Origin of the sequence: Streptomyces sp. NBC_00690 (genome assembly GCF_036226685.1) — a bacterium.
Taxonomy (GTDB): Bacteria; Actinomycetota; Actinomycetes; order Streptomycetales; family Streptomycetaceae; genus Streptomyces.
This window is the reverse complement of the sequence record NZ_CP109009.1, coordinates 7,295,740-7,313,478: the sequence shown is the minus strand read 5'-3', so window position 1 is coordinate 7,313,478 and position 17,739 is coordinate 7,295,740. Positions and strand designations below refer to the sequence as shown.

Genomic DNA, 17,739 nt, shown 5'->3' with positions numbered 1-17,739 from the left:
GAGTGATCCCCCTGTCCTTTGCACAGCGGCGACTGTGGTTCATCGACCGGTTCGAGGGGCCATCGGCCACCTACAACCTTCCGTTCGTCCTCCGTCTCACCGGCACGCTCGACTCGGACGCACTGGCCCGAGCCGTACGCGACGTGGTCACCCGGCACGAAAGCCTGCGTACGGTGTTCGTCGAGGACACCGAGGGGCTCCCTGCCCAGCGCGTGATCCCGACCGACGAACTGGACCTGCCGGTACCGATCATCGCCATCGCCCCCGAGGACGAGACGGCCGCACTCGCCGAAGCCGTCAGCCACCGGTTCGACCTCGCCAGCGAGATTCCCGTACGGGCCCGGGTCCTGCGCCTCGGTCCCGGGGAACACGTCCTCGCCCTGGTCGTGCACCACGCCGCCGCCGACGGCGAGTCGATGGCACCGCTGGGCCGCGATCTGGCCGCCGCGTATACGGCCAGGCTGCGCGACGAGCCGCCGCTCTGGCCTGATTTGCCGGTTCAGTACGGCGACTACACACTCTGGCAGCGCGAACTGCTCGGGGATGAGAACGACCCGGACAGCGTCCTCGCCACCCAGATCGCCCACTGGCGCACCGAGCTGGCGGGCGCTCCTCAGCAATTGCGGCTGCCCACCGACCGGCCGCGGCCCTCGGCCGCCAGTCACCGCGGCGACATGGTCGAGTTCTCCATCGCACCCGAGCTCGTCAGGGCGGCCGAAGAGCTGGCGCACGGCAGGGGTGCGACGACTGCGATGGTGATGCAGGCGGCCCTGGCCGTGACCCTCCACCACCTCGGCGCGGGCGACGACATCACGATCGGCTCCACCGCCGCCGGGCGCCCCGACGAAGCACTGACCGACCTGGTGGGCTTCTTCGTCAACACCTGGGTGCTGCGCGCCGACCTCTCGGGCAACCCGACGCTCGGCGACTTCGTCGACCGGGTGCGCAGGACCGCGCTGCGGGCGTACGACCACCAGGACGTGCCCTTCGAGCGGCTGGTCGAGGCACTCAACCCGGAGCGCTCCACCGCGTACCACCCGCTCTTCCAGACCATGTTCACCTGGCAGAACCACACGCGCGTCGACCTCCCCCTGCCGGGGCTGACGGCCGAACTGACGGCGGTCTCCACCCCGACCGCCAAGTTCGACCTGGAGTTCAACTTCGCCACGGGCGCCCCCGACCAGGGCATGAGCTGCCAGCTTGAGTACGCCACCGACCTCTTCGACCCGTCGACGGCGACCGGCATCGGAGAGCGCTTCCTCCGCGTGCTGCACGCCCTCACCGCCGCGCCCGCGACGCGCATCGGTGCCGTCGATGTCATGGACCGGGCCGAACACGCTCTCCTGGCCGGGTTCAACGACACGGCCACCGACGAGCCCTGGCTGACCGTCCCTGAGCTACTGGCCCGTCAGGCGGAGGCGACCCCGGAGGCCATCGCCGTCATCCACGAGGACCAGCAGCTCACCTACCAGGAGCTGACCACGCGCGCCGCCCACCTGGCACACGAGCTGAACCGGCGCGGCGCCCGCCCCGAGACACTCGTCGCCCTGGCCCTGCCGCGCTCGGCGGACCTGGTCGTCGCCCTGCTCGCCATCCTCACCTCGGGCGCCGCCTATCTGCCGATCGACCCCAGATACCCCAGCAAGCGCCTTGACTTCATCCTCGCCGAGGCACGCCCCCAGCTCGTCCTCACGGACACGGCCACGGCACCGACGCTCCCCGACGACGGCACTCCCCGCCTCCATCTGGACACCCTCGCGCAGGAATCGGACGTCGAGCCTCCGCCACTGGCAGGGCCTCCGCCGCGTCCCGACAACATCGCCTACGTGATGTACACCTCGGGGTCCACTGGCACTCCCAAGGGCGTCGCCATCACCCACCACGGCATCGTCAACGGCGTCAGCCGACTCGCCGACGTCGTCGGCATCGGCCCCGACTCGCGCATGCTCGCGGGCACCTCCATCAACTTCGACGTCTCCGTCTTCGAGATCATCACCACCCTCGGCACCGGCGGCACCGTGGAAGTCGTCCGTGACGTCCTGGCGCTGGGCGAACGGCCGTCCTGGTCCGGAAGCGTCATCTCCACCGTGCCCTCCGTCTTCGCCGAGCTCATCGACCACATCGCGGACACCACCACCGTCGACACGGTTGTCTTCGCGGGAGAGGCCCTCCCCGCATCCCTCGTCGACCGTGTCCAGAAGGCTTTCGACGGAGTCCGCGTCATCAACGCCTACGGTCAGAGCGAGAGCTTCTACGCGACCGCGCTCGTCGCTCCCACCGCGGTGCCGGACGCCCAGGGCAGCGCGCCCATCGGTCGACCGCTCGGCAATATGCGCACCTATGTCCTGGGGCCCGGGCTCCGGCCCGTACCGCCCGGCGTCATCGGCGAACTCTACGTCGCGGGCGCCGTGGGCCGCGGCTACCACGGCCGTGCCGCGCTCACCGCCGACCGGTTCATCGCCGACCCGTACGGCCCCGCCGGATCCCGGATGTACCGCACGGGCGACCTCGCCCGCTGGACAGCCGCAGGACACCTCGCGTTCGCGGGGCGCGATGACGCCCAAATGAAGGTACGCGGATTCCGCATCGAACCCGGTGAGGTCGAAGCCGCCCTCACCGACCACCCCGGCGTCGGCCACGCCGTGGTCACCACGTACGAACGGCCCGGCGGCACCCAACTCGTCGGATACATCGTTCCGGTGGGCGTCGGCGGTCTCGGCACCGTGGAGAGCATCGGTCACATCGACGTCGACCTCACGGCAGGCGTCTCCGTACCCGAACTGCGCACCTTCGTCGCGGGCCGCCTCCCCGAGTTCATGGTCCCCTCGGCCTTCGTCATGCTCGACCGGCTCCCCCTGGCCCCCAACGGCAAACTGGACCGCGCCGCGCTCCCCGCCTCCGAGTTCAAGGGCGGCACCTATCGCGCCCCGGACTCCGTGCCCGAGAAGATACTCGCAGGGGTGTATGCCGAGGTCCTCGGTGTGGACCGGGTCGGCATCGACGACGACTTCTTCGCCGTCGGTGGTGACAGCATCCGCTCCATCCAGGTGGTGTCACGGGCCCGTGCACAGGGGGTGGAGATCACCCCGCGCCAGATCTTCGAACGCCGCACCGTCGCGGAACTCGCCACCGTTGCCGGCACCACGGGCGGCGAAGCCGAATGCCTCGCAGAGCTGGAGGGCGGCGGCGAGGGCTGGATGCCACTGCTCCCCGTCGCCGAGTACCTCCTCGAACTGGGGGGCGGCATGGACAGGTTCTCCATGTCGATGGTGCTCGATCTGCCCGGGGGGATTGATGGTGCGGGGTTAGTGTTGACTTTGGGGGCGGTGGTGGATGCGCATGATGTGTTGCGTGCGCGTCTGGTCGACGGTGGGCTTGAGGTAGGGCCCCGGGGTTCGGTGGACATCGGCTCGCTGATTCGACGCGCCGACGAGGACGCCCTGTTGCAGGTCGAGTTGGATGCGGCGACCGGGCGTCTCGATCCTGCGGCGGGGGTGATGGCCCAGTTCGTCTGGCTGCCCGGTGAAGGCCGTCTATTGATCGTGTTGCACCACCTGGTGGTGGACGGGGTGTCCTGGCGGGTGCTGCTGCCCGATCTGGCGCAAGCATGGCAACGCGTGCGAGAAGGACTGCGTCCCGAGTTGCCCGCAGTGGGAACCTCGGTACGACGCTGGGCACACGCCCTGCACGACGAAGCGAACAACAACACCCGCGCCGCCGAACTGGGCTGGTGGCGAGCCACAGTCGAAGGCCCGGATCCCGATCTCGGTCGTAGGCCCCTGGACCCCGTCATCGATGTGGTGGACACCCTCGACTATGTGTGGGCGGAGGTTTCGCCGGAGGTGACGGAGGCGTTGTTGACGGTGTTGCCGGGGGTGTTCCGCAGTGGCGCGGGCGACGGCCTGTTGGCAGGGTTGGCCTTGGCGGTGGCCACATGGCGTCGGGACCGCGGAGTGGACGAGTCCTCGCTCCTAGTCCGCCTCGAAGGACACGGCCGCGAAGAAGACGTGGTACCCGGCGCAGACCTCTCCCGCACCCTCGGCTGGTTCACCACCATGTACCCCGTACGCCTCGACATCGAAAACACCAACCTCAACGAAGCATTCACCGCAGGACCCGCAGCCGGCACACTGATCAAAACCATCAAAGAACAACTCCTCACCATCCCCGACAAAGGCATCGGCTACGGCCTCCTGCGCTACCTCAACCAAGAAACCGCCCCCCAACTAGCCCCCCACCCCACCGGCCAAATCGCCTTCAACTACCTCGGCCGCTACTCCACCACCGACATGCCCAAACACCTCCGCGGCCTCGCCTGGACCCAGAGCCCTGGCACGGCGACGACCGTCGCCGCTCCCGATGCCGATATGCCGGCCCTGTCCGTCCTCGATGTGAACGCGCTCGTCACCGAGGGCAAGGACGGTGCCCGCCTCACCGCCCGGTTTGGATTCCCCACCGGCATCCTGAGCACGCAGGAAGTGCAAGAGCTCGCCGATCACTGGTGTGCGGCGCTCGAAGCACTCGCCAAGCATGTGCGGCAACCCGGCGCCGGCGGCCTCACCCCCTCCGACGTACCCCTGGTCTCCGTACACCAAAGCGAGATCGACCACTGGGAACACCACTACCCCCACCTCACCGACATCTGGCCCCTCACCCCCCTCCAATCCGGACTCCTCTTCCACGCCCAACTCGCCGACACCACCTTCGACGCCTACCACGTCCAATTCATCTACCACCTCACCGGCACCATCGACCCCCACCGCATGCACACCGCAAGCCAAGCCCTCCTCAACCGACACCCCACCCTCCGCACCGCCTACACCAACAACCACACCGGCAACCCCATCCAACTCGTCCTCAACCACACCCCACTCCCCTGGCAACACCACGACCTGACGGGGCACGGCGCCGACGCACTGGAACGGCTGCTGTCCCAGGACCGCGAGACCCACTTCGACCCGGCAACACCACCTCTGGTCCGCATGACCCTCATCACCCTGGGGCCCGACCGCGCCGAGCTGGTGTTCACCGCCCACCACGTCCTCTTCGACGGCTGGTCCGTACCGTTGCTAATGCAGGATCTCCTACGGCTGTACGGCTCGGGTGGCGACCCCTCCGCCCTGCCCCGCGTACGCAGCTACCGGGACTTCCTTGACTGGCTCTCCCGGCAGGACCATCACGCGGCTGCCCGCGCCTGGGCCGCCGAACTGGCCGGAGTCGACGAGCCCACACTGCTCGTCCCCGACACCGCAGCCGAGGGGGCCACCGCGGACATCGGATCGGTTGACGTTCCGCTCCCGGCCGAGCTGGCGATCTCGCTCCCCCGTCGGGCCGCCGAACTGGGCGTCACGCTCAGCACCCTCGTCCAGGGCGCATGGGCGCTGCTGCTCGGACAGCTCACCGGTCGGCACGATGTGCTGTTCGGCGCGACCGTCTCGGGCCGCCCCGCCGTGGTCGACGGTGTCGACACCATGGTCGGCCTCTTCATCAACACCCTTCCTGTACGAGTCGACTACGCACCGGGGGACACAGCGGCCGACCTGCTGAACTCCCTCCAGAACCGACAGGCCGCCCTCCTCGACCACCACCACTACGGGCTCGCCGACATCCAACGGACCGCAGGACTGCCGGTGCTCTTCGACACCGTCGTCGTCTTCGAGTCGTTCCCCGTCGACCGCATCGGCATCAGCGAGGCCAACAGCGCGGCCGGAGTGACCATCACCGGTCTCACCCCGTTCAGCGGCAGCCACTACCCCCTCGCGGTGACCGCCGATGCCGACCCCCATCTGCGGATCGCGCTCCAGCACCAGCACTCGGTGCTGGACCACGACGCGGTGGCATCGATCGCCGAACGGTTCCGACGGGTACTCGGCGAGATCGCCGACGACCCCCACCGTCTGGTACGGGACATCGGAATCCTCGACCCGGTCGAACGGAACCAGGTCGTCAGAGCCTGGAACGACACCGCCAGAGCGGTGCCGGCCAGCACGGTCCCCGAGGCGTTCGAGGCGCAGGCCGCCCGCACCCCGGACGCCCCCGCCGTCACCTTCGACGGCAGCACCCTGACGTACGCACAGCTCAACCGGCGCGCGAACCGGCTCGCCCGACATCTGATCACCCAAGGGGCCGGCCCCGAGGACACCATCGCCGTCATGCTGCCGCGGTCCACCGAACTGATCGTCGCCCTGCTCGCGATCCTCAAGGCGGGCGCCGCCTATCTACCCGTGGACCCGGGCCTCCCCGTCGAGCGGATCGGATTTCTACACGAGGACGCACGCCCCTTGCTCACGCTCACCACAACGAGCTCACCCGCGCCGGGCGGTGTCCGACAGATCGCGGTCGACGATCCGACCCTGGTCCTCCAGGACACCAACCCGGCTACGGGCACGGAGCTGGGCACAGGCGCGGGCTTCATGGATGCGTCGGACCTCAGCAACGCCGACCGGGTACGGCCCCTCACCCCCGCCCATCCCGCGTACGTCCTCTACACCTCGGGATCGACCGGTCGCCCCAAGGGCGTCGTCGTCGGACACACGGCCATCGTCAACCGACTCCTGTGGATGGCGCACGCCTACCGGGTGGGTACCGACGACCGGATCATGCAGAAGACCCCGCTCGGCTTCGACGTATCGGTGTGGGAGCTCTTCCTGCCCCTGATCACGGGCTCCGAGCTCGTCGTGGCCAAACCCGGAGGCCACCGCGACCCCGCCTATCTGGCCCGGCTGATCCGGGAGTCCCGGATCACCATGGTCCACTTCGTCCCGTCCATGCTCCAGGCGTTCCTCCAGGAGCCGTCGGCACGCGCCTGCACCAGCCTGCGCCAGGTCGTCTGCAGTGGTGAGGCGCTCCCGCCGCACCTGCGCGACCAGTACTACACGGTCCTGGACGCGCCGCTGAACAACCTCTACGGCCCCACCGAGACCGCCGTCGACGTCACCGCGACCCACTGCCCCCGCACGGACACCGGCAGGGTCACGATCGGTGGGCCCGTGTGGAACACCCGGCTCTACGTCCTGGACGGCCACCTCAACCCCGTACCCCCTCGCGTAGCCGGCGAGCTGTACATCGCGGGCGACCAACTGGCCCGCGGCTACCTCCATCGGCACCCACTCACCGCCGAGCGCTTCGTCGCCAACCCGTTCGACGCTCCGGGCAGCCGCATGTACCGCACCGGGGACCGGGTCCGCTGGGACGGGCAAGGCCGCCTGGAGTATCTCGGCCGGACCGACGACCAGGTGAAGGTGCGCGGCATGCGCATCGAACTCGGCGAGATCGAGAGCGCCCTGAGCACCCACCCCGGAGTCGAACACGCCGCCGTCGTCGCCCGGGACACACCGGCTGGACAACAACTGGTGGGATACGTCGTACCGGCGCCGGGGACGGCCGCAGACGTCGCCAGGGCCGTCGCACTCCGGCGGGCGGGCCGGCTGGACGGCGTGGAGCTGCACGAACTGCCCAACGGCATGCTGGTGGCCGCCCGCAACCGGTCGAACACCCTCTTCCTGTACGACGAGATCTTCACCAGGAACGAGTACCTCCGTGGCGGAGTGACCCTCCCCGCGGGAGCGTGCGTCGTCGACGTCGGCGGCCACGTCGGCATGTTCTCGCTGTACGTGAACACACTGCGGCCCGACGCTGTGATCCACGCCTTCGAGCCCATGCCCGAACTGGCAGCGATGTTCCGACTCAACGCCGAACTGCACGACATCGACGTCCACATCGCCACCTGTGCGCTCGGCCGCGAACCCGGCCGCGCCGACTTCACGTACTACCCCGAGATGTCCCTGCTCTCCGGGCGCTTCGCCGACGAGGCCGAAGAGCGCCGGATGCTGGAACGCGTCATCGAGAACGAACGCCGCACCCCTCGCACCCCAGACGGCGCCGAAGGCCAGGACGACGCGATGCTCGCGGAGCTGCTGACCAACCGGCTGCGCAGCGTCTTCGTCGACGTCGAACTGCGCACCCTCTCCCAGATGATCAGGGAGAACGGCATCAGCACCATCGACCTGCTGAAGATCGACGCGGAGAAGAGCGAACTCGACATCCTGCTCGGCATCGAACCGGAACACTGGCCGCTCGTCCGGCAGATCGTCGCGGAGGTCCATGACATCGAAGGCCGTCTGAACACCGTGGTGAAGCTCCTGAACAACCAGGGCTTCCACACCACGGTGGAGAACTCCGACGAGCTCGCGAGAACGGGCATGTACTCGCTGTACGCGGTGCGCATGCCCGCCGACGACCACCCCAGGGGCACGGTCCAGCCCGTCGAAGGACACCGCACCTGGCACAACCCCGGACAGCTCACCGGAGAAATCCAGGAGCACACCGCAGCGTTGCTGCCGGACTACATGGTGCCCTCGGCCCTCGTCTTCCTCGATGCGCTCCCCGTCACCACGAACGGCAAGCTCGACCGGGCCGCGCTGCCCGCTCCCGAAGCCACGGGCGGCGCCGAGGGCTCCAGGGAACCGCACACCGATCTGGAGAGGACCCTCTGCGCCCTGTTCGCGGAGGTGCTCGGCACGGACCGGGTCGGCATCGATGACGACTTCTTCGCCCTGGGCGGGCACTCCCTGGTCGCAACCCGGCTCATCAGCAGACTCCGTACCGTCGTCGGCGCCGAACTGCCGATCCGTGCCGTCTTCGATGCGCCGACCGTCGCCGAACTGGCGACACACCTGCCGGCGCGGACACACCAGCACTCCGCCCCGCCCACCGTCCGGACCGAGCTATCGGCAGTACGCGGCCGTCCGGACCGCATTCCCCTGTCCTTCGCCCAACGCAGGCTCTGGTTCGCCGACCGCTTCGAAGGCCCTTCCGCCACCTACAACCTGCCCGTGGTGCTGCACCTCGAAGGCTCGCTCGACCTCACGGCGCTGGAAGCAGCCCTCCAGGACGTGGTCGCCCGCCATGAAACACTGCGGACCCTCGTCGGCGAGGACGACGGCGTCCCCCACCAACACATCCTCACCCCAGATGCCGCGGCCCTTGCCCTGCCCGTCACCAGCACGGGTCCGCAGGAAGTCGAGCGCCTCATCGCCGTCGAAGTGAGCCACGCCTTCGACTTCACCACCGAACTACCCCTGCGCGCGCATGTCTTCACGCAGGGTCCGGACGACCACGTACTGCTGTTGGTCATGCACCACATCGCGGGCGACGGCGAATCGCTCGCCCCCCTCACCCGTGACCTGGCCACCGCCTACGAGGCACGCAAGCGGGGCGACGCACCCGGCTGGACCCCGCTGCCCGTCCAGTACGCCGACTACACGCTCTGGCAGCGCGAACTCCTCGGCGATGCGGATGATCCCGACAGCGTCCTGGCCCGGCAGTCCGCCTACTGGCGCACCGAACTGGCGGACACCAGACAGCCGTTGCCGCTGCCCACTGACCGTCCCAGGCCGTCGGCCGCCAGCCACCGCGGCGACCTCGTCGACTTCACCCTCGAATCCTCACTCGTGGCAGCCGTCGAGGCACTGGCCACCGCACACCGGGCGACCGTTCCCATGGTGCTCCAGGCGGCCCTCGCCGTGCAGCTGCGCGAGCTCGGCAGCGGCGACGACATCACCGTCGGTTCCCCGATCGCCGGCCGTACCGACGCGGCCCTCGCCGAGCTGGTCGGCTTCTTCGTCAACACCTGGGTGCTGCGCGTCCACCTCCCCGCCGACCTCACCTTCGCCCGCGTCGTCGAGCAGGTGCGGGACAAGGCGCTGGCAGCGTACGACAACCAGCACGCGCCCTTCGAGCACCTGGTGGAGCTCCTCAACCCCGACCGGTCCACCTCCCATCACCCGCTGTTCCAGGTGATGTTCGGTTGGCAGGCCATCGAGGAAGGGGACTTCGAACTGCACGGCCTACGGGCGGAGTTGAAGACGATCGCCACGGACACGGCGAAGTTCGATCTGTTCCTCACCATGGCCGACATACCGGGGCGGGGTGTGCTCGGCAGCCTCGAATACGCCACGGACCTCTTCGACCGGTCCACCGCCGAGGGCATCACCACCGGATTCGTCAGTACGCTGCACCGCCTCCTGGCCGACCCCGAAACGCCCCTTGGGGCGGTCGGGCCCATGCGCGACACGGCGCGGACCACCATCCGGGGCATGGAGGTCGACTTGGCCGAGGTCGAGGCCGTGTTGGGCGCACACGCCCGTATCGCCCGCGCGGTGGCCGCCACCCACACCGGCCGGGGCGCCGGGCGCCGCCTGATCGGCTACGTGGTCCCAGCGGCCACCGCCGAGGGCGAGGCCAGCATGGACTTCACCGCCGGGCTCTCCCCCGCCGAACTGCGCGCCCACGCCGCCGCGCGTCTCCCCGAGCACGCCGTTCCCGCGGAATTCCTGGTCATCGACCGGCTGCCGCTGACGCCCGACGGCACTCTGGACCACGACGCACTGCCCGAACCTGCCGGTACGGGGAGTGTCTACCGGGCGCCGCGCACCCCCGTGGAGACGACGTTGGCCCAGGTGTATGCCGAGGTCCTCGGTGTGGACCGGGTCGGCATCGACGACGACTACTTCCTCATCGGTGGTGACAGCATCCGCTCCATCCAGGTGGTGTCACGGGCCCGTGCACAGGGGGTGGAGATCACCCCGCGCCAAATCTTCGAACGCCGCACCGTCGCCGAGCTCGCCGACGCCATGGACACAGCCGCCACCCCCGATGTCCTCGCGGAGCTGGCGGGGCGCGGTGAGGGCTGGATGCCATTGCTGCCGCTGGGCGCGTACCTCCTTGAACTGGGCTTGGGGACCGATCGGTTCGCCATGGCCACCGTCGTCGATCTGCCCGGGGGGATTGATGGTGCGGGGTTAGTGTTGACTTTGGGGGCGGTGGTGGATGCGCATGATGTGTTGCGTGCGCGTCTGGTCGACTGTGGGCTTGAGGTAGGGCCCCGGGGTTCGGTGGACATCGGCTCGCTGATTCGACGCGCCGACGAGGACGCCCTGTTGCAGGTCGAGTTGGATGCGGCGACCGGGCGCCTCGATCCTGCGGCGGGGGTGATGGCCCAGTTCGTCTGGCTGCCCGGTGAAGGCCGTCTGTTGATCGTGTTGCACCACCTGGTGGTGGACGGGGTGTCCTGGCGGGTGCTGCTGCCCGATCTGGCGCAAGCATGGCAACGCGTGCGAGAAGGACTGCGTCCCGAGTTGCCCGCAGTGGGAACCTCGGTACGACGCTGGGCACACGCCCTGCACGACGAAGCGAACAACAACACCCGCGCCGCCGAACTGCCGTACTGGTTAGCGGCTGTTGACGGCTCCGATCCCCTCCTCGGGCGGCGGGCGCTCGACCCGGCCGTTGATGTCCAGTCGACGGTCGACAGCATCGAGGCCCGGGTTTCGCCGGAGGTGACGGAGGCGTTGTTGACGGTGTTGCCGGGGGTGTTCCGCAGTGGCGCGGGCGACGGCCTGTTGGCAGCGTTGGCCTTGGCGGTGGCCACATGGCGTCGGGATCGCGGAGTGGACGAGTCCTCGCTCCTAGTCCGCCTCGAAGGACACGGCCGCGAAGAAGACGTGGTACCCGGCGCAGACCTCTCCCGCACCCTCGGCTGGTTCACCACCATGTACCCCGTACGCCTCGACATCGAAAACACCAACCTCGACGAAGCATTCACCGCAGGACCCGCAGCCGGCACACTGATCAAAACCATCAAAGAACAACTCCTCACCATCCCCGACAAAGGCATCGGCTACGGCCTCCTGCGCTACCTCAACCAAGAAACCGCCCCCCAACTAGCCCCCCACCCCACCGGCCAAATCGCCTTCAACTACCTCGGCCGCTACTCCACCACCGACATGCCCAAACACCTCCGCGGCCTCGCCTGGACCGAAGCCTTCGATACCGCAGGCATCACAGCAGGGCTCGACCCTCACCTCCCCGCGCTCGCGACCCTGGACGTGAACGCCTATGTCACGGACTCCGAGGGCGGCCCGGAACTACGGGCCCGGTTCGACTTCCCCACGGGGGTTTTGACGAGGGACGACGCCCAGGAGCTCGCCGTTCTCTGGTGTGCGGCGCTCGAAGCACTCGCCAAGCATGTGCGGCAACCCGGCGCCGGCGGCCTCACCCCCTCCGACGTACCCCTGGTCTCCGTACACCAAAGCGAGATCGACCACTGGGAACACCACTACCCCCACCTCACCGACATCTGGCCCCTCACCCCCCTCCAATCCGGACTCCTCTTCCACGCCCAACTCGCCGACACCACCTTCGACGCCTACCACGTCCAATTCATCTACCACCTCACCGGCACCATCGACCCCCACCGCATGCACACCGCAAGCCAAGCCCTCCTCAACCGACACCCCACCCTCCGCACCGCCTACACCAACAACCACACCGGCAACCCCATCCAACTCGTCCTCAACCACACCCCACTCCCCTGGCAACACCACGACCTGGGCACGCTCCAAGAGGACTCGTTCGAGCGGGAGTTCCAGCGCATCCTGACCGCTGACCAACGCGCCCACTTCGACCCGGCGACACCACCCCTACTCCGCATGACCCTCATCACCCGAGGCCCCGGCCGCGCCGAGCTGGTGTTCACCGCCCACCACGTCCTCTTCGACGGCTGGTCGCTGCCGCTGCTCACCGAGGAGCTGTTGCGGCTGTACGGCTCGGGTGGTGACGCATCAGAGCTCATGCCCCCGCCGGCCTACCGGGACTTCCTGCGCTGGCTGTCCACACGGGATCGGCAGAGCTCCATCGACGCCTGGGCCGCCGAACTCGACGGAGTCGAAGAACCCACGCTGCTCGCACCCGACACCGGGATCAATGCGGACCAGGGCAGCACCGGGCAGCTGGAGGTCACATTGCCCGCGGCGACCGCCCTGGAACTCGCCCGACAGGCAGGCAACTTGGGGATCACGCTCAACACCGTGGTGCAGGGCACCTGGGCACTCGTCCTCGCAGAGTTGACCGGACGGCAGGACGTGCTGTTCGGAGCGACGGTGTCGGGCAGGCCCGCCGAAGTGCCCGGCGTCGACGCCATGGTCGGCCTCTTCATCAACACCCTTCCCGTACGGGTCGCTATGACGCCCTGGGACAGCATCGGCACTCTCCTGACCGACCTACAGGACCGACAGAGCGCCCTCCTCGACCACCACCACACCGGGCTCGCCGACATCCAGCGGGCCGCGGGATTGCCGGTGTTGTTCGACACGGTGACGGTCTTCGAGTCGTTCCCCGTCGACCGGGCGGGCATTGGCGAAGCCAACAGGTCGGCCGGGATCGAGATCACCGCTGCGAGTTCCGTGAACGGCACCCACTACCCCTTCGGTGTCGCCGCGACCGCCGACCCCCACCTCCGCGTGGTCCTCCAGTTCCAGCGCGATGTGTTCGACACGGCGACCGTCGAGGGCATCGCCGCCCGGTTCGCCCGCGTGCTCACGCGGTTCGCCACCGCCCCCGACACACCCATCGGTGCCCTCCATGAGCCGGGGCCCGGGGCCGGGGGCACGACCTCCACCGAGGTGAACACCCCGCAGGACACGGTTCCCGGATTGTTCGCCGCCCAGGCCGCGGCGAACCCGGACGCACTCGCCGTCGTCCACGACGCTGAATCGCTGACCTACCGCGAACTGAACGCTCGGGTGAAGCGGCTCGCAGCCGAACTAACCCGGCGCGGCGTGGGACCCGAGACGGTGGTGGTCGTCGCGCTGCGCCGCTCCCCCACCCTCGTGGTGTCGCTGCTCGCGGTGATGCGGGCCGGTGGCGTGTACCTTCCCGTCGACCCGGCTCTCCCCGCCGAGCGCATCGCCTTCATGGCCGAGGACTCGGGGGCTCGACTGGCCCTGGGGGACGCAACGACGGCCGACGCGTTGGCTACCGCACCGGTGGTCACCTTCCGCGTCGACACCGAAGACACCAATAGGCCCAACGAGGCAGCAGTGGCCGAAGCGGCCGACGCCACCGAAGGGGCCACCGCCGCGGATTCCACCGCAGGTCCCGCCGTACTGGACGGCACCGCGTACATCATCTACACATCGGGCTCCACCGGTCGTCCCAAGGGCGTGGCCGTCACCCACCGCGGTATCGCCGCCCTCGTCAGGGGGCATGTGGAACGGCTCGGTGTGACCGCCGAAACCCGCATGCTGCAACTGGCCTCACCCAGCTTCGACGTATCGCTCTGCGAGATGTTCACGGTCCTGCTGTCGGGCGCCACCGTGGTGATGGCCGACACCGCCCGTCTTGCTCCGGGGACCGCGCTCTCCGAGACCATCGCCGCGCACGCCGTGACCCATGCGATGATCCCGCCCGCGATGCTCGCTATGGTGTCCCACGGCGCACTGACCAGCGTTGAATCCCTGGTCGTGGGGGGTGAGGTGACTCCGCCCGAGTTGGTGGCCGCCTGGGCGCCCGGGCGCAACATGGTCAACGTCTACGGGCCGACAGAGACCACGGCCTGCGTCACCATGAGCACACCGCTCGCCGCGAACACCGGACTGCCGCCGATCGGCCACCCGATCCCGGACACCCGGCTGTATGTCCTGGACGGGGCGCTCCGCCCGGTGCAGCCGGGCCGGGCCGGCGAGCTGTACATCGCGGGACCTGGTGTGGCGCGGGGATACGTCGGGCGCCCCGGTCTGACGGCGGGGCGATTCCTGCCCTGCCCCTTCGGACCGCCCGGCGAGCGGATGTACCGCACGGGTGACCTGGTCGTGCACGGTCGGGACGGGCAGCTCGTGTTCCAGGGACGGGCCGACGGCCAGGTGAAGATACGCGGCTTCCGCATCGAGCCCGGCGAGATCGAGGCGGCGCTGTTGGCGCACCGGGCGATCGCGCAGGCCGTCGTGGTCGTCGACGAACACGATGGCGACCGCCGGCTGGCCGCGTACGTGGTGCCGAGCGGCACTGCCGACGACGCCCCGCAGGACGTACTGCCGGCCGAGTTGCGCCGCCATCTGGCCGCCGGTCTGCCGGAGTACATGGTGCCTGCGGCCGTGACGGTGCTCGGAGAGCTGCCCTTCAATCGCAACGGAAAGCTGGACAGGGGCGCGCTCCCGACACCCGACTACGGCGCCGCTTCGACCGGTCGGCCCGCCAGGACGCCGCGCGAGGAGATCCTGTGCGGCCTGTTCGCGGAGGTGCTGGGCGTCGACCGGGTCGGCATCGACGACGGCTTCTTCGCCCTGGGCGGCCACTCGCTCCTGGCAGCCAGGCTCATCAACCGCATCCGGGTGGTCCTCGGCGCCGAACTGCCGCTGCGCACCGTGTTCCAGTCGCCCACCGTCGCCGGACTGGCCCAACACCTGGAATCCGAAGCGGCGGCCGACGGTACGGTTCCCGAGGTCGACCCGTTCGCCCCGGTACTGTCCATCGCGCCCGGCGCCACGGACGGCGCGGGCGGCCCTGGGACCGAACCCCTGTGGTGGATCCACCCCGGCGGCGGCATCTGCTGGCCCTATCTGGGGTTCGCCGAACTGCTCCCCGCGGAGCGGCCGGTCAACGGCATCCAGGCCAAGGGCTTCGACGGCACGACCCCGCTACCAGTCGCCATCGACGACATGGTCACCGACTACATCGCCGAGATTCAGGCCGTGCAGCCCGAGGGCCCGTACCACCTCATGGGTCTGTCCATCGGGGGCACCCTCGCCCATGCGATGGGGGCAGCACTCCAGGCGCAGGGGCACGAAGTGGCACTCCTCGCCCTCCTGGACAGCGTCCCCAGCGGCTATCTGCATGAGCAGAAGCCGCCCACCGCGGCCGATCTGCGGGAGTACTTCACCGAACACCTCACCGGTCTGTCCGGTACGGCGGACGGTGAAGCGTTCCTGACGAACGCCGTTTCCGTCATCGTCAATCACACCGCGCTCATGCCCGAGTTCCACCAGCCCGTTTACCGGGGCGACGTCCTCTTCTTCAACGCCGTACCGAAGGCCGAAGGGTCCTTCGCGGGTCTGTGGCGGCCACATGTCACGGGCACGGTGCGGCAACACGACATCAACAGCGCGCACGGCGACATGTATCTGCCAGGACCGGCAGCGGAAATCTGCCGGATCATCGGCGCCGCACTGCCGGCTTCAACGAGGGGAAAATTCCGTGGAAACGCGTGAACCTGAAATGTACGACGTCGTGGGAATCGGATTCGGGCCCTCGAACCTTTCGCTCGCCGTGGCGCTGGAGGAGCAGCAGACACCGTTGAAGGCCATCTTCTTCGAGCGACAACCGACGCTCAGCTGGCACCGCGGCATGCTGATGTCCGGCACGAAGATGCAGGTCTCCTTTCTCAAGGACCTGGCCACCTTCCGCAATCCCGTCTCAGAGTTCAGTTTCGTTTCCTACCTCCACGCAAAGGGGCGGTTGGCACGGTTCGTCAACAACCAGGACTTCTTTCCGTCCCGGCAGGAATTCCACTCCTACCTGGAATGGGCCGCGGCGAAGGTGGCGCATCGCGTCTCCTACAACTCTCGTGTCACGGCGGTCCAGTTGCCCCAGGCGTATGGCGAGGGTCCGGCACGCCATGTGCGACTGGCGGTGGACGATCCGGTACGGCCCGGCGGCGTCCGGGTGGTCGAAGCACGCAACATCGTCGTCTCCACCGGCCTCGTGCCACGCATGCCCACCGGGATCGAGCGCGGTGAGTCGGTCTGGCACAGCTCGGAGTTCCTGCACCGGTTCAGGGAGCGCGGTAGTGCCGGGCTGAAGCGCGTGGCGGTCGTCGGCGCGGGCCAGAGCGCCGCGGAGATCGTCCGCTTTCTGCACGACAACGCGCGGGACGCCACGGTCTCGGCGATCCTCCCTTCGTACGGCTACTCCATCGCGGACAACACCCCCTTCGCGAACCAGGTCTTCGATCCGAACGCGACCGACGAGTTCTATCGGGGCTCGGACCGCTCGAAGGACGCGATCTGGCACTACCACAAGAACACCAACTACTCAGTCGTCGACGACGAGGTGCTCAGTGACCTCTATCAGCGTGCGTACGCCGATGAGGTGAGCGAAGAGGGTCGGTTGGACTTCGTCAACCTGGCCAGGGTCGTGGACGTCAAGCACGGCGCGAACGACACCCGGGTGACGGTGCACTCCCTGGCCGCGGACGAATCGTACGACCTCGACGTCGACGTGCTGGTCTGCGCCACCGGCTACCACCCGATGGACCCCTCCGAGATCCTCGGCAGCGTGGGCGACCACTGCCTGCGGGACGCCGAGGGCAGATACCGCGTCACCCGTGACTACCGACTGGCCACTACGGACGCCCTGAGTTGCGGGATCTATCTACAGGGCGGCACCGAGCACACCCACGGACTATCGTCGTCCCTGCTGTCGAACCTGGCCGTCAGAAGCGGCGAGATCACGAATTCCATCCTGGAAAGGCGCGTTGCCGCAGCAGCAGCCGCAGACCAGGCGGCCGAGGAAGAAGAGGGGATCCGCGTATGAGCACCAATCCGTTCGACGATGACAACGGGCGCTTCCATGTGCTGGTCAATGAGGAGGACCAGCACTCGCTGTGGCCCACCTTCGCGGCCGTCCCGGACGGCTGGCGCATCGTCCTCAACGATGACACCCGCGCCGCATGCCTTGAGTACGTGGAGGAGAACTGGACCGATATGCGGCCCCGGAGCCTTCAGCGGGCCATGGCTGAGGACTGACCCCGTACGACATCGAGCCGCTGGTGGTACGGGGCCTGCCGCGCATGAGGTCCCCGTACTACCCGGCATCCAGGTCCAGGGGCGGTGACCGCGAAAACCGCCCCATGTCATCGGCGGCCTCGTGAACACCGGTGGTCGCACCCGCCAGCGCGCCATC

At 68.7% G+C, this 17,739-nt stretch carries 3 protein-coding genes; all 3 read left to right on the top strand.

Annotated elements, in window-relative coordinates; genetic code table 11:
• Positions 1-2 precede the first annotated feature (2 nt).
• The 3 genes from OID54_RS31820 to OID54_RS31810 are packed head-to-tail and all read left to right on the top strand — an operon-like array spanning position 3 to position 17,582.
• Positions 3-16,046 carry a non-ribosomal peptide synthetase gene (locus OID54_RS31820; protein ID WP_329025182.1) on the top strand — a complete coding sequence of 5,348 codons (16,044 nt, stop codon included), beginning with the start codon at positions 3-5 and terminating at the stop codon, positions 16,044-16,046.
• Positions 16,033-17,370 carry a lysine N(6)-hydroxylase/L-ornithine N(5)-oxygenase family protein gene (locus OID54_RS31815; RefSeq protein WP_329025180.1) on the top strand — a complete coding sequence of 446 codons (1,338 nt, stop codon included), beginning with the start codon at positions 16,033-16,035 and terminating at the stop codon, positions 17,368-17,370. The genes OID54_RS31820 and OID54_RS31815 overlap by 14 nt, the downstream gene beginning before the upstream one ends.
• Positions 17,367-17,582: an MbtH family protein gene (locus OID54_RS31810; protein WP_329025179.1), complete on the top strand. Its 216-nt coding sequence runs from the start codon at positions 17,367-17,369 to the stop codon at positions 17,580-17,582. Before OID54_RS31815 ends, OID54_RS31810 begins: the two co-directional genes overlap by 4 nt.
• The last annotated feature ends 157 nt before the right edge of the window (positions 17,583-17,739 follow it).

Bases quoted from the DNA above. Each gene is read 5' to 3' on its own strand.
- OID54_RS31810 (WP_329025179.1), top strand. From the start codon at position 17,367: ATGAGCACCAATCCGTTCGACGATGACAACGGGCGCTTCCATGTGCTG.